The 23,925-nt window shown below is 71.5% G+C and carries 27 protein-coding genes; 10 read left to right on the plus strand and 17 right to left on the minus strand.

Going from position 1 to position 23,925, the window contains the following annotated elements; translation table 11 throughout:
• Positions 1-49 precede the first annotated feature (49 nt).
• From ACIPPM_RS17475 to ACIPPM_RS17490, 4 genes are all read right to left on the minus strand, one after another.
• Positions 50-505 carry an Lrp/AsnC family transcriptional regulator gene (locus tag ACIPPM_RS17475; RefSeq protein ID WP_018543802.1) on the minus strand — a complete coding sequence of 152 codons (456 nt, stop codon included), beginning with the start codon at positions 503-505 and terminating at the stop codon, positions 50-52.
• Between the two features lie 67 nt (positions 506-572).
• The gene (locus ACIPPM_RS17480; RefSeq protein ID WP_401448340.1) at positions 573-1,220 is read right to left on the minus strand and encodes a UbiX family flavin prenyltransferase; all 648 of its coding nucleotides are present in this window, start codon (positions 1,218-1,220) and stop codon (positions 573-575) included.
• A 288-nt stretch (positions 1,221-1,508) separates the two neighbouring features.
• Complete coding sequence (gene mqnP, locus ACIPPM_RS17485) at positions 1,509-2,414, minus strand: menaquinone biosynthesis prenyltransferase MqnP (RefSeq protein ID WP_401448342.1); 906 nt, start codon at positions 2,412-2,414, stop codon at positions 1,509-1,511.
• Entirely contained in the window at positions 2,411-3,868 is a 1,458-nt protein-coding gene (locus tag ACIPPM_RS17490; RefSeq protein ID WP_401448344.1) for a menaquinone biosynthesis decarboxylase, read from the minus strand. Before ACIPPM_RS17490 ends, mqnP begins: the two co-directional genes overlap by 4 nt.
• Positions 3,869-3,944: 76 nt before the next feature.
• Here ACIPPM_RS17490 and ACIPPM_RS17495 point away from each other — a divergent pair, with 76 nt between their 5' ends.
• From ACIPPM_RS17495 to ACIPPM_RS17505, 3 genes are all read left to right on the plus strand, one after another.
• Positions 3,945-4,220, plus strand: coding sequence for a PLD nuclease N-terminal domain-containing protein (locus ACIPPM_RS17495; protein ID WP_393606949.1), 276 nt, complete (start codon positions 3,945-3,947; stop codon positions 4,218-4,220).
• A gap of 8 nt (positions 4,221-4,228) precedes the next feature.
• Positions 4,229-4,687, plus strand: coding sequence for a nucleoside deaminase (locus ACIPPM_RS17500; RefSeq protein ID WP_401448347.1), 459 nt, complete (start codon positions 4,229-4,231; stop codon positions 4,685-4,687).
• A gap of 146 nt (positions 4,688-4,833) precedes the next feature.
• Entirely contained in the window at positions 4,834-6,228 is a 1,395-nt protein-coding gene (locus tag ACIPPM_RS17505; protein WP_401448349.1) for a condensation domain-containing protein, read from the plus strand.
• On the opposite strand, the gene ACIPPM_RS17510 is transcribed toward ACIPPM_RS17505, so the two are convergent.
• The 8 genes from ACIPPM_RS17510 to hemL form a co-directional block, all read right to left on the minus strand.
• The gene (locus ACIPPM_RS17510) at positions 6,196-6,621 is read right to left on the minus strand and encodes a hypothetical protein (RefSeq protein WP_401448351.1); all 426 of its coding nucleotides are present in this window, start codon (positions 6,619-6,621) and stop codon (positions 6,196-6,198) included. The genes ACIPPM_RS17505 and ACIPPM_RS17510 overlap by 33 nt on opposite strands.
• 25 nt (positions 6,622-6,646) lie before the next feature.
• Positions 6,647-7,747: a c-type cytochrome biogenesis protein CcsB gene (gene ccsB / locus ACIPPM_RS17515; RefSeq protein WP_401448354.1), complete on the minus strand. Its 1,101-nt coding sequence runs from the start codon at positions 7,745-7,747 to the stop codon at positions 6,647-6,649.
• Entirely contained in the window at positions 7,744-9,432 is a 1,689-nt protein-coding gene (locus ACIPPM_RS17520) for a cytochrome c biogenesis protein ResB (RefSeq protein WP_401448357.1), read from the minus strand. Before ACIPPM_RS17520 ends, ccsB begins: the two co-directional genes overlap by 4 nt.
• Before the next feature lie 3 nt (positions 9,433-9,435).
• A complete protein-coding gene (locus ACIPPM_RS17525; protein WP_393606945.1) occupies positions 9,436-10,209 on the minus strand; it encodes a cytochrome c biogenesis CcdA family protein in 774 nt (257 codons plus the stop codon).
• A gap of 1 nt (position 10,210) precedes the next feature.
• The gene (locus ACIPPM_RS17530; protein WP_393599159.1) at positions 10,211-10,801 is read right to left on the minus strand and encodes a TlpA family protein disulfide reductase; all 591 of its coding nucleotides are present in this window, start codon (positions 10,799-10,801) and stop codon (positions 10,211-10,213) included.
• A 103-nt stretch (positions 10,802-10,904) separates the two neighbouring features.
• Positions 10,905-12,191 (minus strand): hypothetical protein, encoded by a 1,287-nt coding sequence (locus ACIPPM_RS17535; protein ID WP_401448360.1) that lies wholly within the window; start codon positions 12,189-12,191, stop codon positions 10,905-10,907.
• 159 nt (positions 12,192-12,350) lie between these two features.
• Positions 12,351-13,007, minus strand: coding sequence for a histidine phosphatase family protein (locus ACIPPM_RS17540; protein ID WP_399720496.1), 657 nt, complete (start codon positions 13,005-13,007; stop codon positions 12,351-12,353).
• A gap of 50 nt (positions 13,008-13,057) precedes the next feature.
• Positions 13,058-14,374, minus strand: coding sequence for a glutamate-1-semialdehyde 2,1-aminomutase (hemL, locus tag ACIPPM_RS17545; RefSeq protein ID WP_401448363.1), 1,317 nt, complete (start codon positions 14,372-14,374; stop codon positions 13,058-13,060).
• 340 nt (positions 14,375-14,714) lie between these two features.
• Here hemL and ACIPPM_RS17550 point away from each other — a divergent pair, with 340 nt between their 5' ends.
• Positions 14,715-15,437 (plus strand): hypothetical protein, encoded by a 723-nt coding sequence (locus ACIPPM_RS17550; protein ID WP_401448365.1) that lies wholly within the window; start codon positions 14,715-14,717, stop codon positions 15,435-15,437.
• Between the two features lie 99 nt (positions 15,438-15,536).
• Complete coding sequence (locus ACIPPM_RS17555; RefSeq protein WP_401448367.1) at positions 15,537-15,689, plus strand: hypothetical protein; 153 nt, start codon at positions 15,537-15,539, stop codon at positions 15,687-15,689.
• A gap of 8 nt (positions 15,690-15,697) precedes the next feature.
• Here ACIPPM_RS17555 and ACIPPM_RS17560 read toward each other — a convergent pair whose 3' ends face one another.
• Positions 15,698-16,954, minus strand: coding sequence for a hypothetical protein (locus ACIPPM_RS17560; protein ID WP_401448369.1), 1,257 nt, complete (start codon positions 16,952-16,954; stop codon positions 15,698-15,700).
• Between the two features lie 182 nt (positions 16,955-17,136).
• Between ACIPPM_RS17560 and ACIPPM_RS17565 the strand changes: the two genes are divergently transcribed.
• Positions 17,137-17,619, plus strand: coding sequence for a hypothetical protein (locus ACIPPM_RS17565; protein WP_401448371.1), 483 nt, complete (start codon positions 17,137-17,139; stop codon positions 17,617-17,619).
• Between the two features lie 198 nt (positions 17,620-17,817).
• On the plus strand, positions 17,818-18,117 hold the full coding sequence (locus ACIPPM_RS17570; protein WP_401448374.1) for a hypothetical protein: 300 nt from the start codon (positions 17,818-17,820) through the stop codon (positions 18,115-18,117).
• Between the two features lie 12 nt (positions 18,118-18,129).
• Here the strand turns inward: ACIPPM_RS17570 and ACIPPM_RS17575 are convergent, their stop codons facing one another.
• The 4 genes from ACIPPM_RS17575 to ACIPPM_RS17590 all read right to left on the minus strand — a co-directional run bounded on the left by ACIPPM_RS17575 (position 18,130) and on the right by ACIPPM_RS17590 (position 21,510).
• On the minus strand, positions 18,130-19,554 hold the full coding sequence (locus ACIPPM_RS17575; RefSeq protein WP_401448376.1) for an ATP-binding protein: 1,425 nt from the start codon (positions 19,552-19,554) through the stop codon (positions 18,130-18,132).
• The gene (locus ACIPPM_RS17580) at positions 19,554-20,258 is read right to left on the minus strand and encodes a response regulator transcription factor (protein ID WP_401448524.1); all 705 of its coding nucleotides are present in this window, start codon (positions 20,256-20,258) and stop codon (positions 19,554-19,556) included. The genes ACIPPM_RS17575 and ACIPPM_RS17580 overlap by 1 nt, the downstream gene beginning before the upstream one ends.
• 119 nt (positions 20,259-20,377) lie before the next feature.
• Positions 20,378-20,872, minus strand: a complete 495-nt coding sequence (locus ACIPPM_RS17585; protein WP_401448378.1) for a MarR family winged helix-turn-helix transcriptional regulator — start codon at positions 20,870-20,872, stop codon at positions 20,378-20,380.
• A gap of 26 nt (positions 20,873-20,898) precedes the next feature.
• Positions 20,899-21,510 (minus strand): hypothetical protein, encoded by a 612-nt coding sequence (locus tag ACIPPM_RS17590; RefSeq protein ID WP_401448380.1) that lies wholly within the window; start codon positions 21,508-21,510, stop codon positions 20,899-20,901.
• A gap of 111 nt (positions 21,511-21,621) precedes the next feature.
• Between ACIPPM_RS17590 and ACIPPM_RS17595 the strand changes: the two genes are divergently transcribed.
• The 3 genes from ACIPPM_RS17595 to ACIPPM_RS17605 all read left to right on the plus strand — a co-directional run bounded on the left by ACIPPM_RS17595 (position 21,622) and on the right by ACIPPM_RS17605 (position 23,923).
• Positions 21,622-21,960, plus strand: coding sequence for a YnfA family protein (locus ACIPPM_RS17595; RefSeq protein WP_388997200.1), 339 nt, complete (start codon positions 21,622-21,624; stop codon positions 21,958-21,960).
• A 229-nt stretch (positions 21,961-22,189) separates the two neighbouring features.
• A complete protein-coding gene (locus ACIPPM_RS17600; protein WP_393606935.1) occupies positions 22,190-22,963 on the plus strand; it encodes an SDR family NAD(P)-dependent oxidoreductase in 774 nt (257 codons plus the stop codon).
• A 132-nt stretch (positions 22,964-23,095) separates the two neighbouring features.
• On the plus strand, positions 23,096-23,923 hold the full coding sequence (locus tag ACIPPM_RS17605) for a hypothetical protein (protein ID WP_401448383.1): 828 nt from the start codon (positions 23,096-23,098) through the stop codon (positions 23,921-23,923).
• Positions 23,924-23,925 lie beyond the last annotated feature (2 nt).

Below are 23,925 nucleotides of genomic sequence, written 5' to 3' on the forward strand. Positions count from 1 at the left end.
ACGACAACCTGACCAACCGTACTCCCCCGAACCCGCGTTCCCCCCGCGGCTACACCTCTTCCGGCAGCTCCCCGACCCGGTTCTCCCACTTGGTGGAGAGCACGATCGTGGTGCGGGTGCGGGAGACGCCCTTGGTGCCGCTCAGCCTGCGGATCGTCTTCTCCAGACCGTCCACGTCGGAGGAGCGGACCTTGAGCATGAAGGAGTCGTCACCGGCGATGAACCAGCAGTCCTCGATCTCGGTGAGGTCCTTCAGCCTGCGCGCCACGTCCTCGTGGTCGGCGGCGTCGGACAGCGAGATGCCGATCAGCGCGGTGACCCCGAGGCCCAGCGAGGCCGCGTCCACCGTGGCGCGGTAACCGGTGATGACACCGGCCGCCTCCAGCCGGTTGATGCGGTCGGTGACGCTGGGTCCCGACAGGCCGACGAGGCGCCCCAGCTCCGCGTACGAGGCCCGGCCGTTCTCCCTCAGGGCCTGGATGAGCTGCCTGTCCACCGCGTCCATGCGATCGAAGCCTTCCGATGTGAAATTCGCCGTACTGATGTGAGGTACCGCTACTTGCCCTGCACGCCTACTCGTCCCGCGCGCCGCCGAGCTCGCCCTTCCAGCGCCGGTACAGGCCGTGCTCCACGCCCGCCGCGTCCAGCACCCGCCCGGCGACGAAGTCCACCAGGTGCTGGATGTGGGTGGCGCCCGCGTAGAAGGCCGGGGAGGCCGGGACCACGCTCGCCCCGGCGTCGTCCAGCGCGACGAGCTGGCGCAGGGTCTGCCCGTTCAGCGGGGTCTCGCGCACCGCCACCACCAGCGGCCTGCGCTCCTTCAGCGTCACGCTCGCCGCCCGCTGCAGCAGGTCCTTGGACAGCCCGAGGGCCACCCCCGCGACGCACGCGGTCGACGCGGGCACGATCAGCATGCCCTTGACCGGGTACGACCCCGAGGACGGTCCCGCCGCGAGGTCGCCCGCGTTCCAGTACCGCACCCGGCCGAGGTCCGCCTCGAAGGTGTCCGGCTTGCCGTCGGCGCCGCGCGCCAGCCAGTCCCCCAGGTCCTCGCGCCAGTGGGCGTCCCGGAACGAGATCCCCGTCTCGTCCAGCAGCGTCAGCCGCGAGGCCCGGCTGACCACCAGGTCGACATCCTCCCCGGCGTCCAGCAGCGCCCGCAGCACCGCCGCCGCGTACGGCGTCCCGGAAGCCCCCGAAACCCCCACGATCCAAGGCACGCGCTGCGTTTGTCCTGCGTTCACACCTTGAGAGTACCGGCGTGACGCACGGTGCTCAGGCCGGGTGGGTGCCCAGCGGCTCCGAACCCGCGTGACAGCGAAGGTCCGGCATCCTCGCAGGAGTTACGAGGATGCCGGACCCTACCCCGCGTCGGCGGGGACAACCGCCTGAACCGGGCGTTCTTGCACGTGAACGGCGGATCACCCCCGCCCTGGCGGGGAATGTCACGAAGCTAGCCGCTCTGCTGACTCCCGCTCCCGCCTTCGCCGCTCGATCACTCGATCGAGTCAGGGCGTGAGCCCACGGGTAAGCAGGTCGAGCAGCGCGCATACGAACAACGCGATACCGATCGCACCGTTCACCGTGAAGAAGGCCCTGTTCAACCGCGAAAGATCGTGCGGGCGGACGATGCGGTGCTCGTAGACGAAGGCGCCCGCGACAACGACCAGACCCAGCCAGAAGAACGGGCCCGCGTGGGTGAGGACCGCGTACCAGGCGAACAGGGCCATCGTGATGGTGTGGCAGGCCCGCGCGCCCCAGATCGCGGCCGGGATGCCGAAGCGGGCCGGGACCGACTTCACGCCGACCTCGCGGTCGGTCTCCACGTCCTGGCAGGCGTAGATGAGGTCGAAGCCGCCGATCCAGATGCCGACCGCGAGACCCAGGATCACCGCGTCCCAGGACCAGGTGCCGGAGATCGCCAGCCAGCCGCCGACCGGGCCCATCGCCTGCGCGATGCCGAGGATGGCCTGCGGGAAGTTGGTGAACCGCTTGCCGTACGGATAGACCACCATCGGGATCACCGCGATGGGCGCCAGCGCCAGGCACAGCGGGTTCAGCAGGGCGGCCGTGCCGAGGAAGACGACCAGCGCGATCAGCGCGCCGGTCCACGCGTGCCGGACCGACATCGCGCCGGTGACCAGCTCGCGCTGGGCGGTGCGCGGGTTCCGGGCGTCGATCTCGCGGTCGATGATCCGGTTGACCGCCATGGCGAAGGTGCGCAGGCCGACCATGCAGATGGTGACCAGCAGCAGCCGCGCCCAGTGGATGTTCTTGTCCCACTGGTACATGGCGGTGAGCGAGGCGATGTAGGCGAAGGGCAGCGCGAAGACCGAGTGCTCGATCATCACCAGGCGCAGGAAGGCTCTGGTGCGCCCCGGCTGCGGGAGCGCGGCAGCAGAAGGGGTGCTCACAGTCCGTACTCCTTCCAGCGCCGGTCGACCAGCGCCGCCGTGGCGGGGTCGGACAGGACCATCTCCGGCCAGCCCCCGTCCCTGGTGTAGCCCTCCTCGGGCAGCTTCTTCGTCGCGTCGATCCCCGCCTTGCCGCCCCAGAACTGCTGGTAGGAGGCGTGGTCGAGATGGTCGACGGGGCCCTCGGCGACCACCAGGTCGCGGGCGTAGTCGGTGTTGCCCAGCGCCCGCCAGGCGACCTCGTGCAGATCGTGCACGTCGCAGTCGGAGTCGACGACCACGATCAGCTTGGTCAGGGACATCATGTGCGCGCCCCAGATCGCGGACATCACCTTCTGCGCGTGCTTCGGGTACTTCTTGTCGATCGAGACGATCGCGCAGTTGTGGAAGCCGCCCGCCTCGGGGAGGTGGTAGTCCACGATGTCCGGGATGATGATCTTCAGCAGCGGCAGGAAGAAGCGCTCCGTGGCCCGGCCGAGCGGCCCGTCCTCGGTGGGCGGACGGCCGACCACGATCGACTGGAGCAGCGGCCGCTTCCGCATCGTCACGCAGTCGATCTTCAGCGCGGGGAACGGTTCCTGCGGGGTGTAGAAGCCGGTGTGGTCGCCGAAGGGGCCCTCGGGGAGCATCTCGCCGGGCTCCAGCCAGCCCTCGATGACGACCTCGGCGTTGGCCGGGACCTGCAGCGGCACGGTCTTGCAGTCGACCATCTCGATCCGCTTGCCCGCGATGAACCCGGCGAACAGGTACTCGTCGATGTCGCCGGGCAGCGGCGCGGTGGAGGCGTAGGTGACGGCGGGCGGGCAGCCGAAGGCGATGGCGACCGGGAGGCGCTCACCGCGGCGGGCGGCGACCGCGTAGTGGTTCCGGCTGTCCTTGTGGATCTGCCAGTGCATGCCGATGGTGCGCTTGTCGTGCCGCTGGAGCCGGTACAGGCCGAGGTTGCGGACGCCGGTGTCGGGGTCCTTGGTGTGGGTCAGCCCCAGGTTGAAGAAGGAGCCGCCGTCCTTCGGCCAGGTGAACAGGGCCGGGAGCATGTCCAGGTCCACGTCGTCACCGGTGAGGACGACCTCCTGGACGGGCGCGTGGTCGCCCTTGACCTTCTTCGGCGGTACGTGCGCCATCGCGCCGAGCTTGCCGAACGCCTCGCGGACGCCGACGAAGCCCTGCGGCAGCTCGGGCCGCAGCAGTCCACCGATCTTGTCGGAGATCTCCGCGTACGACTTCAGCCCGAGCGCCTTGAGCAGGCGGCGGTCGGTGCCGAAGACGTTCATCGCCAGGGGCATCGCGGAGCCCTTGACGTTCTCGAAGAGCAGCGCCGGTCCGCCGGCCTTCTGTACCCGGTCGACGATCTCACCGACCTCCAGATATGGGTCGACCTCGGCCTTGATGCGCTTGAGGTCTCCCTCGCGCTCCAGCGCCCGGAGGAGGGAGCGAAGATCGTCGTAAGCCATGTGTCCCAGTATCGGCCACCGGCTACGCTGACCCGGTCACCGGGGCCGTCCACACCGTGAAGGAGATCGCGCGACCATGCTCAGGTATCTGCCGTTCCTGCTGGTCCTGGCGCTGTGGATCTACGCGTTCGTGGACTGTCTGAACACCCCCGAGGACGAGGTCCGCCACCTGCCGAAGGTGGCCTGGGTGTTCATCGTGCTGCTCTTCGGCGAGGTCCTGATCGGCCCGCTGGCCTGGCTGATCACCGGCAAGGTCCGCCAGCCGTCCGGCCCGGCGCCGACCTGGGTGGCGCCCGACGACAACCCGGACTTCCTGCGCTCCCTGAAGAAGGACGAGCCGGACACGGAGTGAGGGCCCCCATGGAGCTGGAGCAGGCGCGGGAGTGGCTGCGTACCGCCGTCGCGGAGGCGCGGGCGGGAGGCGCGGAGGGCGGCATCCCGATCGGGGCCGCGCTCTACGGCCCGGACGGGGAGCTGCTCGGGCGGGGCCGTAACCGGCGGGTGCAGGACGGGGACCCGGCGACGCACGCCGAGACGGCGGCCTTCCGGGACGCGGGGCGGCGGCGCTCGTACCGGGGGACGACCATGGTGACCACGCTCTCGCCGTGCTGGTACTGCTCGGGTCTGGTGCGGCAGTTCGGGATCTCACGGGTCGTGGTCGGGGAGGCGGGGACCTTCAGCGGCGGGCACGCGTGGCTGGCCGGGCTCGGGGTGGAGGTCGTGCTGCTGGACGATCCGGAGTGCGCCGCGCTGATGCGGGAGTTCGCCGCGCGGAACCCCGAGCTGTGGCACGAAGACATCGGAGCCATCGGGGTCTGAAGGGCGCGAGGGGCGCACGGTCACGCGTTCGGCCCGCCATCCGTTCCGCTGAAAAGCCCCGCGCGGGCATGTCTCCACCGCGTGCGACGGCATTCCCTTGACGGGGGCCCCACCACACCGGGGTCCCCTTCTGCGATCGGAGACGCGTGCGAATCACTGACATCCAGCGCTGCGAGGTCCGGCCGGGGCGGCTCGTGGAGTGGACACTGAGTCCGGCGACCGTCGCCACGGCGCACGGGCTGCCGGAGGACTCCCGGCCGCCCGCCTACATCCAGGAGTCGCACATCCGGACGGCCCGGCACGTCCGGGAGGACGGCCTGTTCGTGCCGACCTGGCTCGGCACCTCCTTCGACCTGCCGGGACCGGTCGACCTCGATGTGCTCCAGGAGTCGCTGCGGGCCTGGACGGTCCGGCACGAGACGCTGCGCAGCGGCTTCCGCTGGGCGGGCGAGGACGGCGAGGAGCTGCGCCGCTTCACCCTGGACGCCGACGACGTCACCCTGCACCGGGAGGCGGCCGGCGACTTCACGGACGCGGCCGCGCTGACCGCCCATCTCCAGTCCCGGTTCGACACGGTCGCGGACGCTCTGCGCTGGCCCAACCTGATCTACGCGGCCGTGGTCCGGGACGACTCGGCCACCGTCTTCCTCGCCTTCGACCACAGCAATGTGGACGCCTACTCGCTGCACGGCATCCCGGCCGAGATCGAGGAGCTGTACAGCGCGGGTCTGGAGGGGCGCGGGCCGGTGGTGCGGACCCCGGCGGCCAGTTACGTGGACTTCTGCGAGATCGAGCGGGCGGACGCCGACCGGCTGGACGGCGGGCACGAGACGGTGGCCCGCTGGCGGGAGTTCATCCGGCGCTGCGGCGGCACGCTGCCCTCGTTCCCGGTCGAGCTGGGGGTGGAGCCCGGCGGCCCGCTGCCGCCGCAGCGGATGATCTGCGAGCCGCTGGTGGACGCGGAGGCGGCGGCCCGCTTCGAGGCGTACTGCCGGCCGTACGGGGGCAGCCTGGTCGGGCTGCTGGCGGCGACCGCGCTGATCGTGCAGGAGCTGGGCGAGCAGTCGGTGTACCGGACGGTGGTGCCGTTCCACACCCGGGTGAAGTCCCAGTGGAACGACTCGGTGGGCTGGTTCGTCGGGGGCGCCCCCATCGAGGTGCCGCTCGGCCACGCGCCCGACCTGGCCGCCACCCTGCGGGAGGTGCGCGCGCAGCTCCAGGCCAACCGCACGCTGGCCCGGATGCCGCTGGCGCGGGTGCTGAGCCTGCTCGGCGCGGACTTCAAGCCGACGTCGCCGGACCTGTACTCGATCGTCTCGTTCGTCGACACCCGCGGTATTCCGGGCGCGTCCCGCTGGGCGGAACAGAACGCGCACGCCCTGCTGCGGGTGTCGTACGGCGATCAGGTGTGCGTGTGGGTCAACCGGCTGCACGACGGCCTGTGGCTGGCCAGCCGCCACCCGGACACGGACGTGGCGGCGAAGAACATGGGGCTGTACGTGGAGCGGCTACGGGACCTGCTCACCGCTCCGCTCGTCTGATCCCCAGTAGCCGATCAGCCGCTCGAAGCGGTTCCGCCACTCCGCCTCCGACGCGCCCTCGCCCTGGTACTCGTGGGTGAAGCGCAGGGTGCTGCCGTCCTCGCCGTCGCGTTCGAGGTGGAACCGCAGCCTGCCGCCGCCCTCGACGGTGTACTCCGCGACCCGGTCCACGTCCCAGGCGGTGACCCGCCCGGCGCCCAGGTCGCGCAGCGCGACCGTGCCGTCGAGGCGGGGTTCGAGCACGTCGACCGGGGTGCACCAGGCGGACAGGCCCTCGGCGGCGGCCACCGCGGGCCACACCTCCTCCATGGACCTCGGCAGCCGCACCAGGAAGTGCCGGATGTGCGTGTTCCCGTGGGTCTGGCTCATGCCCTGTTCGATGGAACCGTGCATGACACCAGTGTCACCGACCGGGCGCTCACACGCCCGCGTACGAGTGCTTTCCGCTGACGAAGATGTTGACGCCGTAGTAGTTGAACAGCCAGCAGCCGAAGGCGATCAGGGCCAGGTAGGCGGCCTTGCGGCCCTTCCAGCCGGCGGTGGCGCGGGCGTGCAGGTAGCAGGCGTAGGCGACCCAGGTGATGAAGGACCAGGTCTCCTTGGGGTCCCAGTTCCAGTACCGGCCCCAGGCGTCGCCCGCCCAGATGGCGCCCGCGATGATCGTGAACGTCCACAGCGGGAAGACGGCCGCGTTGACCCGGTAGGCGAACTTGTCCAGCGAGGCGGAGGCGGGCAGCCGCTCCAGCACCGAGCGGGCGAAGGTGCCCGGGGTGCCGCCGTTCTCCAGCTTGTTCTCGTAGGAGTCCTTGAAGAGGTACAGGATCGTGGCGACCGCGCCGACGTAGAACACCGCGCCGCAGAAGATGGCGGTGGAGACGTGGATGTACAGCCAGTACGAGTGCAGCGCCGGGACCAGCTGGTCGCTGGCGGTGTAGAGCACGGTGACCGCGAGACCGAGGTCCAGCAGGACGGTGGTGATGAGGAACAGGCCGAGCCAGCGGACGTTCTTCTTCAGCGCGAGCAGGCCCAGGTACACGCCGACCGCGACCGTGGAGATGGTCAGGTTGAACTCGTACATGTTGCCCCAGGGGGCGCGCTGCACGGAGGCCGCGCGGGCGACCACACCGGCCAGCTCCACCAGGAAGGCGAGCACGGTGAGGGAGATGGCGATCCGGCCGTACATGTCGCCCTGGACGTCGCCGCCGTGGGCGCCGGGGCCGTCCGGCACGTCACGGGCACCGGCGGCGGAGCGCACGACGACCTGCGGGCGCTCCAGCACGGTGGTGCCGCCCGCCTGCTTCACGGTGACGGCCGGGGCGCCCTTGGCGGGCTTGGTGTCGGCGGTGAGCGCGGCGGCCGTGCGGCCCACCTTGCTGCGGCTGCCGAAGAGCCACTCGGCGATGTAGGCGAAGAAGGCCAGCGTGTACACGGCCATCGAGGAGTAGACCAGCGTGTTGCTGATGCTCGCCAGATGCTCGTTGGTCGCGGCGGCGAGGTCGGTTGCGGCGGCGAGAGTCACTTCTCAGCCCCTTCGGCAGGTACGGCGTGGGATGTGTCGTCGTGGGTGTCGGGGGCGCCCGGCGCCCGGTCGTAGAGGGTTCCGGCGAGGGCGCCCAGTTCCTCGGGGAGCTTGGCGGATTCGCTGCGGCCGAGCCCGGCCATCTCGACCACCGTGACCCCGTCGGCGCCGGTGACGGCCCGCACCCAGATCCGGCGGCGCTGGATGAAGAGGGAGGCGGCGAGGCCGAAGATCGCGACGACGGCGCCGCCCAGGGCCCAGACACCGCCCGGCTCCTGGACGATCTGGAAGCCCGCCCACTCCTTGACGTCCTTGCCGAAGGTGACGGTCCCGGCTCCGTCGGGCAGCTTCATGGTCTGCCCCGGCCTGAGGTTGACCCGCAGCTGCTTGCCCTTGGCGTCCTTGAAGCCCTTCATGTGCTTCTTGTCGAGCTGGTACACGCTCTGCGGCATCGCGTCGACGCCGAGGTCGCCGTGGTACGGCTCCAGGTTGAGCACCGGGTTCAGCAGCGCGGGGAACTGGGAGAGGACGTTGGCGCCGCCGCCGTAGGTCGGCAGGAAGAAGGCCCGGATGCCGAGCTGCTCCTTGACGCCCTTGGCGTCGTGGTAGCCGTCCATGACCTTGACGACGCCCTGCGAGGTGACGTTTCCGTCCAGCGGGAGCAGCGGCACGGCGTCCTGATAGACCACCTTGCCCTTGCCGTCGCGGACGGTGATGACGGGCGCGTAGCCGTGGCTGACCAGGTAGACCTTGGAGTCGTCGATCTTCAGGGGCTGGTTGACCTTGACGAGCGTGGAGCGGGTCTTCCCGTACGCGCCCTCGCTGTAGTCGATCTTCGCCTGGAAGGTGCGCGGGGTGCCGCGGTTGGGGCCGGACACCTCGTAGGTGCCCTTGAAGTCCTTCAGGTCGAAGCTGAAGGGCACCAGGTCGTCGTTGCGGAACAGGCTGCCGGACTTGAAGTCGTCGTACATCGGCAGCGCGTTGGAGAAGCCGTCGCCCTCGACCACCAGCTTGGTGCCGTCGGACTTGAACAGCTGGCCGGAGGCGAAGGCGACCAGCAGCACGATCAGCGCGATGTGGAAGGCCAGGTTGCCCAGCTCGCGCAGGTACCCCTTCTCGGCGGCGACCGCGTCACCGGCGGTGTGCGCGCGGAAGCGGCGCTTCTTCAACAGCGCGAGCGCGTCCGCGCGGACCTGCTCGGGGTCGGCGGTGGTGCGCCAGGTGGTGTACGCGGGCAGCCGGTCCAGGCGCCGGGGGGCGCCCGGCGGGCGGCCGCGGAGCTGGCCGATGAACTGCCAGGTGCGCGGGACGATGCAGCCGATGAGGGAGACGAACAGCAGGATGTAGATCGCGGAGAACCACACCGAGCTGTACACGTGGAACAGCCCGAGCTTGTCGTAGACGGGCGCGATCGTGGTGTGGGCCGCGCGGAACGCCTCGACCTTGCTGGCGTCGGCGCCGGTCTGCGGGATCAGCGAGCCGGGGATCGCGCCGAGGGAGAGCAGCAGGAGCAGCAGCAGCGCGACCCGCATGGAGGTCAGCTGCCGCCAGAACCAGCGGGCCCAGCCGATGACGCCGAGGCCCGGCAGCGCCGTCGTGTCCTCCTCGGGCGCGGTGGACAGCTGTGACCCGGCCGCGCCGAGTCCCTCCTGGTCCTGGCTCTTGTCGGTTTCGGTGTCGCTCATCGTTCAGATCCCCACAGAGAAGCCGTCGGACCAGGTCTGCATCTCCTGCACCAGGTGGTCCCAGGCGCCGGTCAGCAGCAGCACGCCGGTCACGATCATCATCGTGCCGCCCGCCCGCATCACCCAGACGTAGTGGCGTTTGACCCAGCCGAAGGCGCCGAGGGCCTTGCGGAAGGCGATCGCGGTGAGCACGAAGGGCACGCCGAGCCCGAGGCAGTACGCGACGGTCAGTATCGCGCCCCGGCCCGCGCTCGCCTGCTGGGAGGAGAGGGCGACGACGGAGGCGAGGGTCGGGCCGATGCAGGGCGTCCAGCCGATTCCGAAGAGGGCGCCGAGCACGGGCGCGCCGATCAGTCCGGTGGCGGGACGCTTGTGGAAGCGGAACTCGCGCTGGGTCAGCCAGGGCATCAGGCCCATGAAGAAGACGCCGAGCAGGATCATCAGGACGCCGAGGACCTGGGTGAGCACGTCCTTGTAGCCCTGCAGCGTCTGCCCGAAGTACCCGAACAGGGCGCCGCCGGAGACGAAGACCACGGTGAAGCCGAGTACGAAGAGGGCGGCACCGGCGGTCATCCGGCCGCGCCGGGCGTCGGCGAGGTCGGTGCCGGTGACGCCGGTCACGTAGGAGAGGTAGCCGGGGACCAGCGGGAGCACGCAGGGCGAGAAGAAGGAGACCAGCCCGCCCAGCACCGCGACGGGCAGGGCGAGCAGCAGGGCGCCGTTGAGCACGGTCTCGTTCCGGCTCGTCACGGCGGCGAGCGTCAGCAGGGCGCTCACGTCACTTCTCCGCCAGGACCGGCTTGAGCATCTTCAGCAGGGCGGTGTCGTCGAGCGCCTCCAGCGCCCGCGCGGCGACCTTCCCGTTCCGGTCCAGGACCAGCGTGGAGGGGATGAGCTGCGGGTTGAGCGTGCCCTTGGGGAAGCGGAGCATCAGCTTGCCGGTCGGGTCGTACAGGCTCGGGTACGCGATGTCGTGGGCCTTCTCGAAGGCGAGGGCCGGGGTGGTGCTGGTGTCGCGGGTGTTGATCCCGACGAACTGCACGCCCTTGCCCTGGTACGCCTTGGAGACCTGGGAGAAGTACTTGGCCTCCTCCCGGCAGGGCCCGCACCAGGAGCCCCAGACGTTGAGGACGACGACCTTGCCCTTGTAGTCGGCGACGTCGAGGGTCTTGCCGTCGATCGTCTTGCCGGACAGGTCGGGGGCGTCGGCGCGCTCGCCCTTGTCGGCGGTGTCCACGCCGTTGTCACCGGTGACGAAGTTGGTGTCGCCGCCACCGCCGGAGGTCCCGCCGCTGCCGCACGCGGACAGGGTCAGGGCCGCGGCGGCGGCCACGGCACCGAGCAGGGCGGCGCGGCTACGGGTACTCATGTGAAAAGTTTCGCATGGCGGTTCCGGCGGTTTCGCCCGCCCCCCTGCCGGGCCGAAAAGTACCTTTCAAGGAGCATTTACACCGGACATTCCGGACGTATCGTCACGCGGTGCCGAGGCTGGTGCTCTTCGTGCCCTGCGTTTCCGCCAGGAAGCCCTTCCAGCCCCCGGCGGGCTTCTGGCCGACCTCCAGGGTGCGCAGCTTCTCCAGCACCTCGGGCCGCTGCACGTCCAGCCAGTCGGTGAACTGCCGGAAGGAGACGAGCCGCACATCGGCGCCCTTCTCCTTCTCGCGCGCGATGTGCTTGAACGCCTCCTCGACGGAGTCCATGTAGATCCCGCCGTTCCACTCCTCGAAGTGGTTGCCGATGAAGAACGGCGCCCGGTTGCTCTCGTACGCCCGCTGGAAGCCGCTGATGTACGCCTGCGCCGACTGCTTGCGCCAGTGCGGATAGTTGTAGGAGGGGGCCTTGGTCGAGTTGACCGACTGGTTGGCCAGCATGTTGTAGTCCATGGACAGCACCTCGAAGGAGTGTCCGGGGAACGGCACCTGCTGGAGGGGCAGGTCCCAGATGCCCTGGCGCTTGACCGGCCACATCTGGCGGCCGCCGGGCGAGGAGGCGTCGTAGCGCCAGCCCAGCTCGCGGGCGGTGGGCAGCAGGTTGTCCTGGCCGAGCAGACAGGGGGTGCGGCCGCCGACCAGTTCCTTGTCGTAGTCGAAGGGCAGCGCGGGCAGGTCGGTCCAGCCGGTGTTGGTGCGCCACTCCTTGACGAACTTCTTGGCCTGCTCGATCTCACTGCGCCACTGGGCGGCCGTCCAGTGGCCGACCGTGCCGGAGCCGCCGCAGAAGTGGCCGTTGAAGTGGGTGCCGATCTCGTGGCCCTCGAGCCAGGCCCGGCGGACGTTGGTCAGCGTGGCCTTGACGTGCTCGTCGGTGAGGTAGCCGATGTCGGAGGCGCCGCGGGGGTTGTTCGGCGGGTCGTAGAGGCGCTTCTTCGACTCGGGCAGCAGATACAGCCCGGAGAGGAAGAAGGTCATGCTCGCGCCGTGCTCCTTGGCCAGGTCCAGGAAGCGCGGGAAGAGGCCGTTGCCGACCTCACCGGCGCCGTCCCAGGAGAAGACCACGAACTGGGGCGGGGTCTGACCCGGCTCCAGCGGCTCGGGGCGGGCGGGCTGGTGGGGCTGCCTGCCGGTGAAGGCGGTGGAACCGTCGCCGATGGGGCGGGCCTTGGCGGGGGCACTGCCACTGGGCGAGGGCGTGCCGCTGGTGCCGGAACCGCCCGGGTGCTTGCCGCCGCCCACGGATGCGGAGGTGCCGCAGCCGACGAGTCCGGCCGCCGCGGCCCCCGCGCCGAGGCCGATGATTCCCCGCCGGGTGATGGTCTGCATGAAGCTCCCCGATTCGTCACGCCCACTGGTATCACCCAGTCAGATGATGTGACGAACGGGGAGGTTCCTCGATCCGCAGCTCTCTCACGACGGACACGGCAAAGTCACACGAAGCACACCGAATGTGCGGATTCTGCTTGCTTCAGGCGCCAAGTTATTTCAGGCGCCGAACGCCTTGCCCTGCGCCTCGGCGCCCTTCTGCGGCTTGGCACCGGCGCGCAGGTGCGCCGGGACCAGGTCGATCGCGGGCTCGCTGTAGCCGACGGAGACGATCTTGTCACCGAGGTAGGTGAAGGACGTCAGCGAGGCCAGCGTGCACTGCCGCTTGCGCGGGTCGTGCCAGAGCCGCCGCCGCTCGACGTAGCTGCGCACGATCCAGATCGGCAGCTGATGGCTCACCAGCACCGCCTCGTGCCCGCGCGCCGCGTCCTTGGCCGCGTTGAGCGCGCCCATCATCCGCACCACCTGGTCGATGTACGGCTCGCCCCAGGACGGCTTGAACGGGTTGACCAGGTGCTTCCAGTTGTCCGGGTTGCGCAGCGCGCCGTCCCCGACCCCGAAGGTCTTGCCCTGGAAGACGTTGTCCGCCTCGATCAGCCGCGCGTCCGTGGCGAGGTCGAGCCCGTGCGCCTTGGCGATCGGCGTGGCCGTCTCCTGCGCCCGCTCCAGCGGGGAGGCGACGGCGTACGTGATGTCGCGCGGGGCCAGGTGCTCGGCGACCCGCTCCGCCATCTTCCGGCCCAGGTCGGAGAGGTGGTAGCCGGGCAGCCGCCCGTACAGCAGGCCGTCGGGGTTGTGCACCTCGCCGTGGCGCATCAGGTGGACGACGGTGACGTCCTTCTCACCGGTGTGGTTCTCGGGGGTGGTCACGCGGTCGCCTCCGCGGCGGCTCGGGCCGCCGCCGGGAGGGCGTCGGCGATCTTCTGGATGGCCCGCTCGTCGTGGGCCGTGGACACGAACCAGGACTCGAAGGACGACGGCGGCAGGTACACGCCGTTCGCCAGCAGCGAGTGGAAGAACGCGGTGAAGCGGAACGACTCCTGCCGCTTGGCGTCCTCGTAGGTGCGCACCTGCCGGTCGGTGAAGAACACCGAGAACATGTTGGAGGCGTGCTGCAGCCGGTGGGCCACGCCCTCCTTGGTGAGCGCCTCGGTGACCAGCGACTGGATCTGCGCGGACACCGCGTCGACCTTGTCGTACGCCGCGTCGTCCAGCAGCCGGAGCTGGGCCAGACCGGCGGCGGTGGCGACCGGGTTACCGGAGAGGGTGCCCGCCTGGTACACCGGACCGGCGGGGGCGAGGTGCGCCATGACGTCGGCACGACCGCCGAACGCGGCCGCGGGGAAGCCGCCGCCCATCACCTTGCCGAAGGTCATCAGGTCGGGCTTGACGCCGTCGACGCCGTACCAGCCCGCCTTGCTCGTGCGGAAGCCGGTCATCACCTCGTCGGAGATGTACAGCGCGCCGTTCTTGGCGCAGGCGTCCTTCAGGCCCTGGTTGAAACCGGGGTCCGGCGGGACGACGCCCATGTTGCCGGGGGACGCCTCGGTGATCACGCAGGCGATCTCGCCGGGGTGCCGGTGGAACGCCTCCTGCACGGCCTCCAGGTCGTTGTACGGCAGCACGATCGTGTCGCCCGCCTGCGCGCCGGTGACACCCGGGGTGTCCGGCAGCGCGAAGGTGGCGAGGCCCGAACCGGCGGCGGCCAGCAGGGAGTCGACGTGACCGTGGTAGCAGCCCGCGAACTTGATCACCTTGGCGCGGCGGGTGAAACCGCGGGCCAGCCGGATCGCCGACATGGTGGCCTCGGTGCCGCTGCTGACGAGGCGGACCTGCTCGACGGGCTCGACGCGGGCGACGATCTCCTCGGCGAGCGCGACCTCGCCCTCACCGGGCGTACCGAAGGAGGTGCCGCGCGCGACCGCCTCCTGCACGGCGCCGATGACCTCGGGGTGCGAGTGGCCCAGGATCATCGGACCCCAGGAGCACACCAGGTCGACGTACTCCCGCCCGTCGGCGTCGGTCAGGTACGGCCCGCTGCCCGAGACCATGAACCGGGGCGTGCCGCCGACGGCGCGGAAGGCGCGCACCGGGGAGTTCACGCCGCCCGGTGTGACGACGGAGGCTCGGTCGAAGAGCGCCTGCGAGGCGGGCGCGTCGTAGGGGTAGGGCGTTTCGCTCATGACGTGCGGCTTCTCCGACTTCTCGGACTCCGGTGGGCGGGTGACTCCCTCAGGGTAGGCGGAGCCGCCCGGCGACGGCGCCGTGGCCCGTCCGGGCAGCGGTTCCTCGCCCTTACGGGCCCGATCCGGCCGACCTTCCTGGCCGGTCTTTGCCGATCTGCGAGACTGACACCTGATACACACACGTCATACGGCACGTACTGATCAGAGACCGGGAAGGAACCCGCGGACTTCGGTTTCGCCGCACGTTTCGGCGAGCGGCCGTGGGGGAGGTCACTGACACGATGATCGGGTTGCGCGGCGGGGGCCACGCGTCCTAGAAAAGCACTCGGGTGGAGATATGCATCGCGGTGGCGGACTGGGCGAGGGGACTGATGACCTGGGTCCTCGGCGAGCCCGGCGGGGAAGGCACCGGCGCGAGGCGGAGGAAGCGACCGAGACACGTCAGGCCGACGCCCGTCAGGCACAGGGTCCGTCGAATGAGCCCGAGCGGGCCGACCGGCGGTTCGACCAGCCGCTGGACTTCCCGGACCCTGGTCCGGACCTGTCGGCCGATCTCTCGTCCGACCTCTCGTCAGACGGCAAGGCCGCCCGCCTCGGGGCGGAGAGCAGGAATGGTGGTCGGGTGGGGGTGACGTACAAATACTTCGGTGCGCCGGACGGCGCGACCGCGGCCCGCGTCCCCATCTCGATGCGTCCCGAGGAACTCGGCGGCGACGAGCTGGGCATGAACGGCATGTTCACCAAGATCAAGCCGGAGACGATGGCCGCGATGGTGCTGACCGGCATCGAGGGCGTGCCCCTGCACAAGGTGCCGCCGCTCGAACTGGTCGTCCTGCACCCCGACTACGCGGTCGTCAAGCTCCCCATGACCGTGGTCGACCCCCTCCGCGACATCGGCGAGGAAGCGGTCGGCGCGGCCGCCTTCATCTGGTCCACGGTCCCCGACCGCGGCGGCCCGCGCGACGCCTTCAACGTCTACCAACTCCTCCACGAGTGGCAGGACTTCAGCCACCGCTTGCACGAGGCGGGGCACCAGCCGTACTGCTTGGTGTGGCCGTAGGCCGGGTGTTCCGGGGCGGTGGCGGCGATCGTCTACTTCAGGAAAGAGTCCGAGGGGTCGGGGTCTGTCCGGTACGTCTTCGGGGATGACCCGGCGGAGATGCACCGCACCCTCTCCGTGGACACCGCCACACGTTCCAGCGAGCCCCTCGACGGCAGTGCCGACTACTCCTTCCTCAAGGCGAGCCGGAAGATCAACGCTCTCCGCGTGGAGCGGGGGAGTTGGCCGGAGCGCGGGATGAGTGTGAGCTGAGGCTCGTTTCAGCGCGCCCCCTCCGCCCCCAGGAAGTCCACCACCGCCAGCGCCAACAGCAGCGCCAGCGCGAGCCCCACCACCACCCACCCCGTCGGATGCGGCCACAGGACGAAGGCCACCGCCGCGCCCGCGACCAGGAGCCAGCCGAGCAGGACGCGGTGGCGGTGGAGGAAGGGGCCCACCGGGCCGGTGCGGAGGCCGAGGCGGTCGGTCTGGGTGCGGGCGGCGGTGATGCCCGCGTGCCAGATCTGACGGACGGCGCGGGCACGGCGGCCGGGGCCGCTGAGCCAGGCGGACAGGGCGAGGATCACACCGAGGGCCACGACGGCTCGTACCGCCGTGCGCAGGAAGCGGGTCAGGGTGTCGTAGACCGCGCCCGCGGCGGGCTGGGAGACCCCGGCGGGGAGCGCGTCCAGGTAGAAGGCGCGGAAGACGGTCAGGCCCAGGCCCAGCAGCAGGGCGGTGACGGCGAAGCCGAGGGCCGCCGTGACCAGGGCGCGGCGGCGGCGTACGGCGAGCAGGACACCGGCCACGAGGAACAGGGCGGCGACGACCGGCAGCCAGACGCCCGCCAGTTGGAGGAGGCGGAACCAGGAACGGAGGTCGGCGACCTTCTCGGTGCGCAGGACCGTGAAGTCGGTGTGCACGTCCGGGATCTTCGCTGCGGGCTTCAGACCGGCGTCCACCAGCCGGGACTTGACCTCCTCGATGACGGGGGCCAGATCGACGGTCACCGCGTCGCCCTCGATCCGCACCGCTCCCCCGCCGCTGCCGGTCAGCGCCTTGTCCACCGTGGTGTGGAGCCGCCGGTTGGCGTCCGTCCAGAAGCGGGCGAAGGTCTCGGAGGCGACGACCTCGCGCGTCTTGTCCCGTACGAAGCCGGACACCGCGTCGTCGAGCGAGCCTCCGAGGGCGCCGAGGGCCTTCTCCAGCAGGGGCCGGTCGGCGGGCGCGGCCTCCTTCAGCAGGTCGGCCAGGTCGAGGTACTTCATCAGCGCGCCGGTGATCCGGTCGGCGGCGGCGTCCTGGACGGCCGGGTCGCGGGCCAGGGGCGCGACGGTGGCGACGTAGCGGTCGGTGTCGTCGGCCAGGTCGGCCGTCCAGGTGGCGACCAGGGCGAGCGGGGCGATCAGGCACCCGAGGACGATCAGCACGACCGCGCACACCGAACGCGTCCGGTGCCGTACCGGCGGCCGGGACTCCAGCGCGTCGACCCGTTCCCGCAGCCGGGCCAGCTCGTCGCCCGGCTCCCGCTCCGCCATCGCCGGTCCGCCCTTCGCCCGCGTCTCGCGTTCCGTAGGGGCAGCACATCCCGCGCCCGGCGCCCGCGCGAGCGACGGTGGGCCGTTCAGGTGTCCGCCCTCCACGCCTGCCGCATCCGGCGTGCGGAGGCGGGTGACCGCGCCTTCACTGAGGGCAGCGGAGCCGAATTCAGGAGGCTGGCATGGCTGGGTGCGGGACACGGCGGGCGGCGGGTACGGCCCTGGTGGTGGCGCTCGGGATCGCGGTGACCGGCTGCTCGGACGGCACCGGCCCCTCCGACCAGGCCAGCAAGGCCGCCTCCGCCGCCTCCTCCCTCGCCTCGCGCGCCTCCGGCACCGTCGCCTCGGCCACGGCGGAGGCCAAGCGGAAGCTGGACCAGGTCAAGGGCGGGGTGAACGCCAAGAAGGACGTTTCGGTGGGAAAGGTCACCACCGGCCAGGACAAAGTCCCCGCGACCGAGGTGTCCGCGAAGAACACCACCGGCGAGCGGAAGTCCTTCACCGTGCAGGTCAACTTCCGTGACAGCAAGGGCGATCTGCAGGACACCGTGGTCGTGAACGTCGACGACGTGGCGGCCGGCGCCACGGGCCGGGCCACCGCCCGCAGCCACCGCGAGCTGACCGGCGACATACGGGCCGACGTGGGAACGGCGCTCCGGCACTGACCCGTCGGCCATGATGGAGGGGGCCGCCCGCGCGGCCTCGCTCGCCAGTCCGGACGCCAGAGCCGTCGCCCGGAGGGGCCGGCCGTCGTTGTCCACATCCAGGGAGCAACCGCACGGCAACCACGCCCGAACCGGGCCGACCCTACGTATCGTAGGTTTTCAACCGCCCCCAGCCACAAGCCAGTTCATCGGGGAGACATGCACCAGACACGATCCGAGACCGAACCGGCGGGGACCGCGCCGACGCCGGTCGTCGATGTGCGCGACCTCAAACCCACGCTGACCCTGCTCGTCGTCAGCCTCGCCATCGCGGCCCTCGGGGTCTACGAACTGTGCGGCTTCGGACTGCACACCCTCGCCCAGCGCCCGCATCTGTTCAGCGACGGCCTGACCACCGGCGGGGTGATCGTCGCCGCGGTGGCGGCCGGAGCGGCGGTCGGCAACCTGGCCTGGACCCTCTCGGCGGCCCGCAGGGGCTCCGAGGAGGACGCCTCCTAGCCTCCTAGCCTCCTAGCCCGCGTCCCCCACGACCCCGCCCACCGTGAACCCGATCACCGCGCCCCCGCCCTCCCTGCGGTAGGCGAAGGGGGCGCCACCGTGGGCCATGGCGATCTCCCGGACGATGGACAGCCCCAGCCCCGAGCCGGGCTGGGAGCGGGCGTCGGCGGCCCGGTAGAAGCGGTCGAAGACGCGCAGCAGGTCGCCCTCGGCGATACCGGGCCCCCGGTCCAGCACCTCCACCCGGACCGTCCCCGCCGCCGCCCCGGCCACCCTGACCTCGATGGGCTCCGTCCCCTCCCGGTCGAACTTGGCCGCGTTCTCCACCAGGTTCGACAGCGCCCGCTGCAGCAGCCCCGGCCGCCCCTCCGCGTACGTGTCCCCGCTCACCGCCAGCACGATCTCCCGGCCGGTACGGCGCCCCGCCAGCCCCACCACGTCCTCCGCGATGTCGGCGAGGTCCACCCGCTGCGGCGACTCCGAGTCGGACTGCCCGGCGGCCAGGTCCACCAGCTCGTTGACCAGGTCGGTCAGCTCCCGCGCCTCCAGCGTGAGGTCCGCCACCAGGTCCTCCCGCGTCTCCGGCGGCAGCTCGTCGATCCGGCGCAGCAGCGAGATGTTCGTCCGCAGCGAGGTCAGCGGGGTGCGCAGCTCGTGCCCCGCGTCCTGCACCAGCCGCCGCTGGTCCTCCTCGGACTGGGCGAGCCTGCCCAGCATCCGGTCGAAGGCACGGCCGAGCCGCCCCACCTCGTCCGGCCCGGTCACCGGAACCTGGATGCCCAGCCGGCGGGTGCGGGCCACGCCCTCGGCGGCGGAGGTCAGCAGCACCAGCCGCCGGGTGATCCGGCGGGCCAGCCACCAGCCGAACAGCCCGGCGCCCACCACCACGGCCGCCATCAGGATCAGCGTGCGCTGCTGGAGGGCGCGCAGCAGGTCCTCGGTGTCGCTGAACTCCTGCGCCACCTGCACCGCGCCCGCACCCCGTCCCAACGAGACGGTGGCGACCCGGAACAGGTCCTCCCCGACCCGTACGTCCTTGTGCTCGGCCAGCCGCCCCGCGCTCCGCGCCCCGGCCACCTCGCGGTCGAGGGCGGTGACGGGCAGGCCGGGCGAGCCGTGGTCCACGACCTCGCCGCCCGGCCCGAGCACCTGCACATCGGTACGGGCGGGCCGCACCAGATCATGGCCGGGCCGGGCGGCGGAGAAGTCGTCCGGGGTCATCGGATGCTGCCGGACCTCGGCCCGTACATCCCCCACCACCTGCGTGAACACCGACTGCTGATCCACCCGGACCAGCCGCGCGGCCGAACCGTACGACAGGATGCCGACCAGGATGGTGACGGCGGCGGTGACCGCCGCGAACGACACCGCGAACGTGGTGCGCAGCGAGCGCAGCCCGGTACGGGAGCCGCCCGGCAGCCGCCAGGGACGGCCCACTACTCCTCCCGCAGCACGTACCCCACACCGCGCACGGTGTGGATGAGCTGCGGGGCGCCGGGCGCGTCCAGCTTGCGGCGCAGATAGCCGACGTAGACGGCGAGGTTCTTCGAGCCGGGGCCGAAGTCGTAGCCCCAGATGCGGTCGTAGATGGTGGCGTGGTCGAGCACGATGCCCGCCTTGCGCACCAGCAGCTCCAGCAGCTCGAACTCGGTGCGGGTCAGCTCCAGTTCGCGCTCAGCGCGCCAGGCGCGGCGGGCCTGGAGGTCCATGCGGATGCCCGCGCCCTCGATCTGCCGGTCGAAGGGCTGCGTGTCGCGGGCCGGGCCGGGCTCGCTCACGGGCGCCGGGGAGGTGCGGCGCAGCAGGGCACGCAGCCGGGCGAACACCTCCTCGACGTCGAACGGCTTGACCACGTAGTCGTCGGCGCCCGCGTCCAGGCCCGCGATGCGGTCGGCGGTCTCCACCAGCGCGGTGAGCATCAGGATCGGGGTGCGGTCGCCCTCGGCGCGCAGCACCCGGCAGACCTGGAGGCCGTCGATGCCGGGCATCATCACGTCCAGCAGCAGCACGTCCGGCGGGGTGCGGTGGGCCTGCGCCAGCGCCTCGACGCCGTCGGCGACCGCCGTCACCGCGTAGCCCTCCAGGGTCAGGGCCCGCTCCAGGGCATGGCGGATGGCGCGGTCGTCCTCGGCGAGGAGCACGGTGGGGGGCGTGGTGGCGGGCGTGGGGTGGGGCACGGTCTGGGGCACGCCCCCAGTCTGCCAAGGGCGGCGGCGCTCCGGCCGGGGCCGGGGGTCCGGGGGCGCCCTTTTTACCCGGCTCACACCTCGCCCTCGGTGTCCCGACCCTCCCGCAGCCGGGCGATCCGCTCCCCGGTGAACTCCACCGTGCGCTGCATGTGCCCGATGATCACGGCGAGTTCGGTGTCGTCCAGCTCGCCGAAGATGCGCGACCAGTCCCCGGACAGCTCCGCCCAGGCGTGCCGGAACTCCGCGATCCGCTCCGGCACGGGGACGACCAGCACCCGCCGCCGGTCGCCCGCGTCCCGGTGCCGTACGACGTACCCGGCCCGCTCGAGACGGTCCACCAGCCGGGTCGCGGAGCCGGTGGTGAGCCCGGTCAGCGCGGCGACATGGCCGGTGGTGACCGGCTCGGGCTCCAGCGTGAGCAGGTTCAGGCACTGGAGGTCGGTGGGGTGCAGCCCGATGCGGTCGGCGACGGCCTGGGTGAACAGGGCGTACGAGGCGATGTAGCGGCGGGACACCGCGTCCAGCTCCGCCAGCAGCCTGGGCCGCGCGCTGTCGTTCCCGGCCATGCCGTCCACCTCCTCACGTCCGCCGGTCAGAACGAGTACTCGTCGCCGGTGGGCAGGACCAGCACCCGCAGCCGGTCGTTGGTGCGGTCGGGGTCGGCGACCCCGCCGTTCCACGCGGTCTCCACCTCCAGGGTCACCTCCGGCGCGGGCACCCGCAGCCGGACCCCCAGCCGGATCTCCTCCCCCGCCTGACCCGCGACGAGCGCGCCGGTACCGCAGACCACCGTCCGCTCCCCGGTCCGCGCGCACCCCGGCGACAGGGTCACCGCCCCGGCGGGACCCACCGACCACCGCAGCCGCACGCTCGCCTCCGGCACGGCGGCCGGGCCGTGGTCGCGCGGGGTGAGCCGGACCTCCATCCGGTCGCCGTCGATCACGGCGTGGCCGTGAAAGGCGAGGTCGGCGCGGGGAGCGGGGGCGGCCACCGGGCCGTTGTGGGGCAGGGAAGCGGGGGCGGCCACCGGGCCGGTGTGCGGCAGGGGAACGGCCGCGGGGCCGACGCCGGGTGCGGCCGCCGTCCCGCCGGGGCCGGGGGCCGGGGCGCCGGGTGGGGCGGCCGCCCGGGCCGGGCCCCCGGCCCACAGGACCGCGCCCCCGCAGCCGACCAGCAGCAGCCATGCCCTCGTTCGTACGCGCACGCCGACCACTCCCGTTCCCGTCACCGTTCCGCCCACCCGATGTATGCCACGCGAGCGGGGTCACAGGCGCCCTCCAACAGGTGAACGCGGGGCGCGTGCCAGGCTTCCGCCATGCTGATCCTGCGCTCCGCCGCCCTGTTCGTCGTCGCCGCCCTCTTCGAGATCGGCGGCGCGTGGCTGGTCTGGCAGGGCGTGCGCGAGCACCGGGGCTGGCTGTGGATGACCGGCGGGGTGCTGGCGCTGGGCGCGTACGGGTTCGTCGCCACCTTCCAGCCGGACGCCCACTTCGGCCGCATCCTCGCCGCGTACGGCGGCATCTTCGTCGCCGGGTCGATCCTGTGGGGCGTGGTCGCCGACGGCTACCGCCCCGACCGCTACGACCTCACCGGCGCCCTGATCTGCCTGGTCGGCATGGCCGTGATCATGTGGGCCCCGAGGAACGGCGGCTGAGGCTCGCCCAGGGCCTGTTGCGAAAGTCCCGTCGTCCGCCCGGAGGGCGGGCTCCGCGGCGTCCGGTGCGTGCGATCGCAAGGCGGAGGGTCGCCCTCGTACTGGGCGTACGAGGGCGATCCCGACAACGCGGCGAGCGTGCGTGCCGGGCGTCGCGGGGCAGGCGGGACTTTCGCAACAGGCCCTAGGCTGGACGCGAGTCCCTGACCTCTTCTCTTTGGAGCAGCCCATGGCCAGCGCCCCCTCCGCCGCGTCCCGTATCGCCGTCGTCACGGGCGCGAGCAGCGGTATCGGCGCGGCCACCGCACGGCAGCTCGCGGAGGCCGGGTACCGGGTGGTGCTCACCGCGCGCCGGGCGGACCGTATCGAGGCGCTGGCGAAGGAGCTGACCGAGGCGGGCCACTCGGCGACCGCCTACCCGCTGGACGTGACGGACCGGGCGGCGGTGGACGAGTTCGCCGGTGCCTTCCGCACCATCGGCGTGCTGGTCAACAACGCGGGCGGCGCGCTCGGCGCGGACCCGGTGGCCACCGCCGACCCGGAGCACTGGCGCACGATGTACGAGACGAACGTCCTCGGCACCCTCAACCTCACCCAGGCCCTGCTGCCCAAGCTGGAGGCCAGCGGCGACGGCACGGTGGTCGTCGTCTCCTCCACCGCCGGGCTCTCCACCTACGAGGGCGGCGCGGGCTATGTCGCCGCCAAGCACGCCGAGCACGTCCTCGCCGAGACCCTCCGTCTGGAGATCGTCGGCAAGCCGGTCCGGGTCCTGGAGATCGCCCCCGGCATGGTCAAGACCGAGGAGTTCGCCCTGACCCGCTTCGACGGCGACACCGACAAGGCGGCCAAGGTCTACGAGGGCGTCGCCGCCCCCCTCACCGCCGACGACGTCGCCGAGTCCATCACCTGGGCCGTCACCCGCCCCGCCCACGTCAACATCGACCTCATGGTCCTCCGCCCCCGAGCCCAGGCCAGCAACACGAAGGTCCACCGGGAACTGTGAGGCGCCCTCTTCGAGGCAACTGACCAGGTAACTCACACGAGGGAACCTCTTCGATAGCCCGCCCCACAGGCGAACTGGCGCCCTAGCCTCACGTCGAACGATCGATACGACGCGAGGAAGCAGAAGCTCCCCATGGCCTTCCGCGAGCAGGACCGCCGCCGGTTCATGGACCTCACGGTCCCCGAGTACGCCTATATGTTCGGCTTCTTACAGGCGGACGGGCACCTCGCGAAGGGCACCGGGCAGAAGGGTGCCCTGTCCGTCGAACTCAGCCTGCGCGACGCCGCGATCCTCCGCGCCTTCGGCGAACTGACCCCGTACCGGAGCAGCATCACCGAGCGCACCCGGTCCACCAACTTCGCCGCGACGCACACCTCGGCCACCTGGAAACTGTGCGCCCTCGAAGCCCGTACGAAGCTCAACGCGCTCGGCCTGCCGTACGGCAGGAAGTCGGGGGCGCTCGCTCCGCCACGCGTCGAGTTCTCCGGGCGCGACTATGTGAGAGGGCTGGTCGACGGTGACGGGTCGGTCGGCTTCACCGGGAAAGGGCATCCCTTTCTCGGGCTGACGACGGCCAGCACAGCCATCGCCGCCCATGTATGCGACTTCGGCGCCGAGACGACGGGAGTGGAGCGAACCGTCCGGCGCAACGCGCGGGACAGCATGTACAACGTCCTCTGGACGAACGAGGCGGCCCAGCGGCTGGCCGCCACCCTGTACTACCCGGGCTGCCTGGCCCTCGACCGCAAACGGACAGCCGCCCGGTCCATCGCCGGGTGGGCGCGGCCGGAGGGTATGCGGGCCGCGTACACCCCGCGCCGCTGGAGCCCCGACGAGGACCGGGTTCTGCTGAGCATCAACGCGCCTACGGCCGCCGCCGAAGCACTGGGGCGGACGACGCAGAGCTGCAACCTCCGCCTCTGGCGCCTCCGCACCGGCCAGGTCCCCAAGCCGACCTGACG

The sequence above is a fragment of the Streptomyces sp. NPDC090119 genome, assembly GCF_044747085.1.
In the GTDB taxonomy this organism is placed as follows: Bacteria; Actinomycetota; Actinomycetes; order Streptomycetales; family Streptomycetaceae; genus Streptomyces.

What these genes read in the sequence shown, in the direction of transcription:
- ACIPPM_RS17535 (WP_401448360.1), bottom strand. Translation starts at nt 12,191, where the DNA reads ATGCAGACCATCACCCGGCGGGGAATCATCGGCCTCGGCGCGGGGGCC.
- ACIPPM_RS17585 (WP_401448378.1), bottom strand. Translation starts at nt 20,872, where the DNA reads ATGGCCGGGAACGACAGCGCGCGGCCCAGGCTGCTGGCGGAGCTGGAC.
- ACIPPM_RS17530 (WP_393599159.1), bottom strand. Translation starts at nt 10,801, where the DNA reads ATGAGTACCCGTAGCCGCGCCGCCCTGCTCGGTGCCGTGGCCGCCGCC.
- hemL (WP_401448363.1), bottom strand. Translation starts at nt 14,374, where the DNA reads ATGAGCGAAACGCCCTACCCCTACGACGCGCCCGCCTCGCAGGCGCTC.
- ACIPPM_RS17540 (WP_399720496.1), bottom strand. Translation starts at nt 13,007, where the DNA reads ATGCGCCACGGCGAGGTGCACAACCCCGACGGCCTGCTGTACGGGCGG.
- ACIPPM_RS17555 (WP_401448367.1), top strand. Translation starts at nt 15,537, where the DNA reads ATGCACCGCACCCTCTCCGTGGACACCGCCACACGTTCCAGCGAGCCC.
- ACIPPM_RS17570 (WP_401448374.1), top strand. Translation starts at nt 17,818, where the DNA reads ATGCACCAGACACGATCCGAGACCGAACCGGCGGGGACCGCGCCGACG.
- ACIPPM_RS17560 (WP_401448369.1), bottom strand. Translation starts at nt 16,954, where the DNA reads ATGGCGGAGCGGGAGCCGGGCGACGAGCTGGCCCGGCTGCGGGAACGG.
- ACIPPM_RS17550 (WP_401448365.1), top strand. Translation starts at nt 14,715, where the DNA reads ATGCATCGCGGTGGCGGACTGGGCGAGGGGACTGATGACCTGGGTCCT.
- ACIPPM_RS17495 (WP_393606949.1), top strand. Translation starts at nt 3,945, where the DNA reads ATGCTCAGGTATCTGCCGTTCCTGCTGGTCCTGGCGCTGTGGATCTAC.
- ACIPPM_RS17475 (WP_018543802.1), bottom strand. Translation starts at nt 505, where the DNA reads ATGGACGCGGTGGACAGGCAGCTCATCCAGGCCCTGAGGGAGAACGGC.
- ACIPPM_RS17605 (WP_401448383.1), top strand. Translation starts at nt 23,096, where the DNA reads ATGGCCTTCCGCGAGCAGGACCGCCGCCGGTTCATGGACCTCACGGTC.
- ACIPPM_RS17490 (WP_401448344.1), bottom strand. Translation starts at nt 3,868, where the DNA reads ATGGCTTACGACGATCTTCGCTCCCTCCTCCGGGCGCTGGAGCGCGAG.
- ACIPPM_RS17510 (WP_401448351.1), bottom strand. Translation starts at nt 6,621, where the DNA reads ATGCACGGTTCCATCGAACAGGGCATGAGCCAGACCCACGGGAACACG.
- ACIPPM_RS17500 (WP_401448347.1), top strand. Translation starts at nt 4,229, where the DNA reads ATGGAGCTGGAGCAGGCGCGGGAGTGGCTGCGTACCGCCGTCGCGGAG.
- ACIPPM_RS17565 (WP_401448371.1), top strand. Translation starts at nt 17,137, where the DNA reads ATGGCTGGGTGCGGGACACGGCGGGCGGCGGGTACGGCCCTGGTGGTG.
- ACIPPM_RS17595 (WP_388997200.1), top strand. Translation starts at nt 21,622, where the DNA reads ATGCTGATCCTGCGCTCCGCCGCCCTGTTCGTCGTCGCCGCCCTCTTC.
- ACIPPM_RS17520 (WP_401448357.1), bottom strand. Translation starts at nt 9,432, where the DNA reads ATGAGCGACACCGAAACCGACAAGAGCCAGGACCAGGAGGGACTCGGC.
- ACIPPM_RS17600 (WP_393606935.1), top strand. Translation starts at nt 22,190, where the DNA reads ATGGCCAGCGCCCCCTCCGCCGCGTCCCGTATCGCCGTCGTCACGGGC.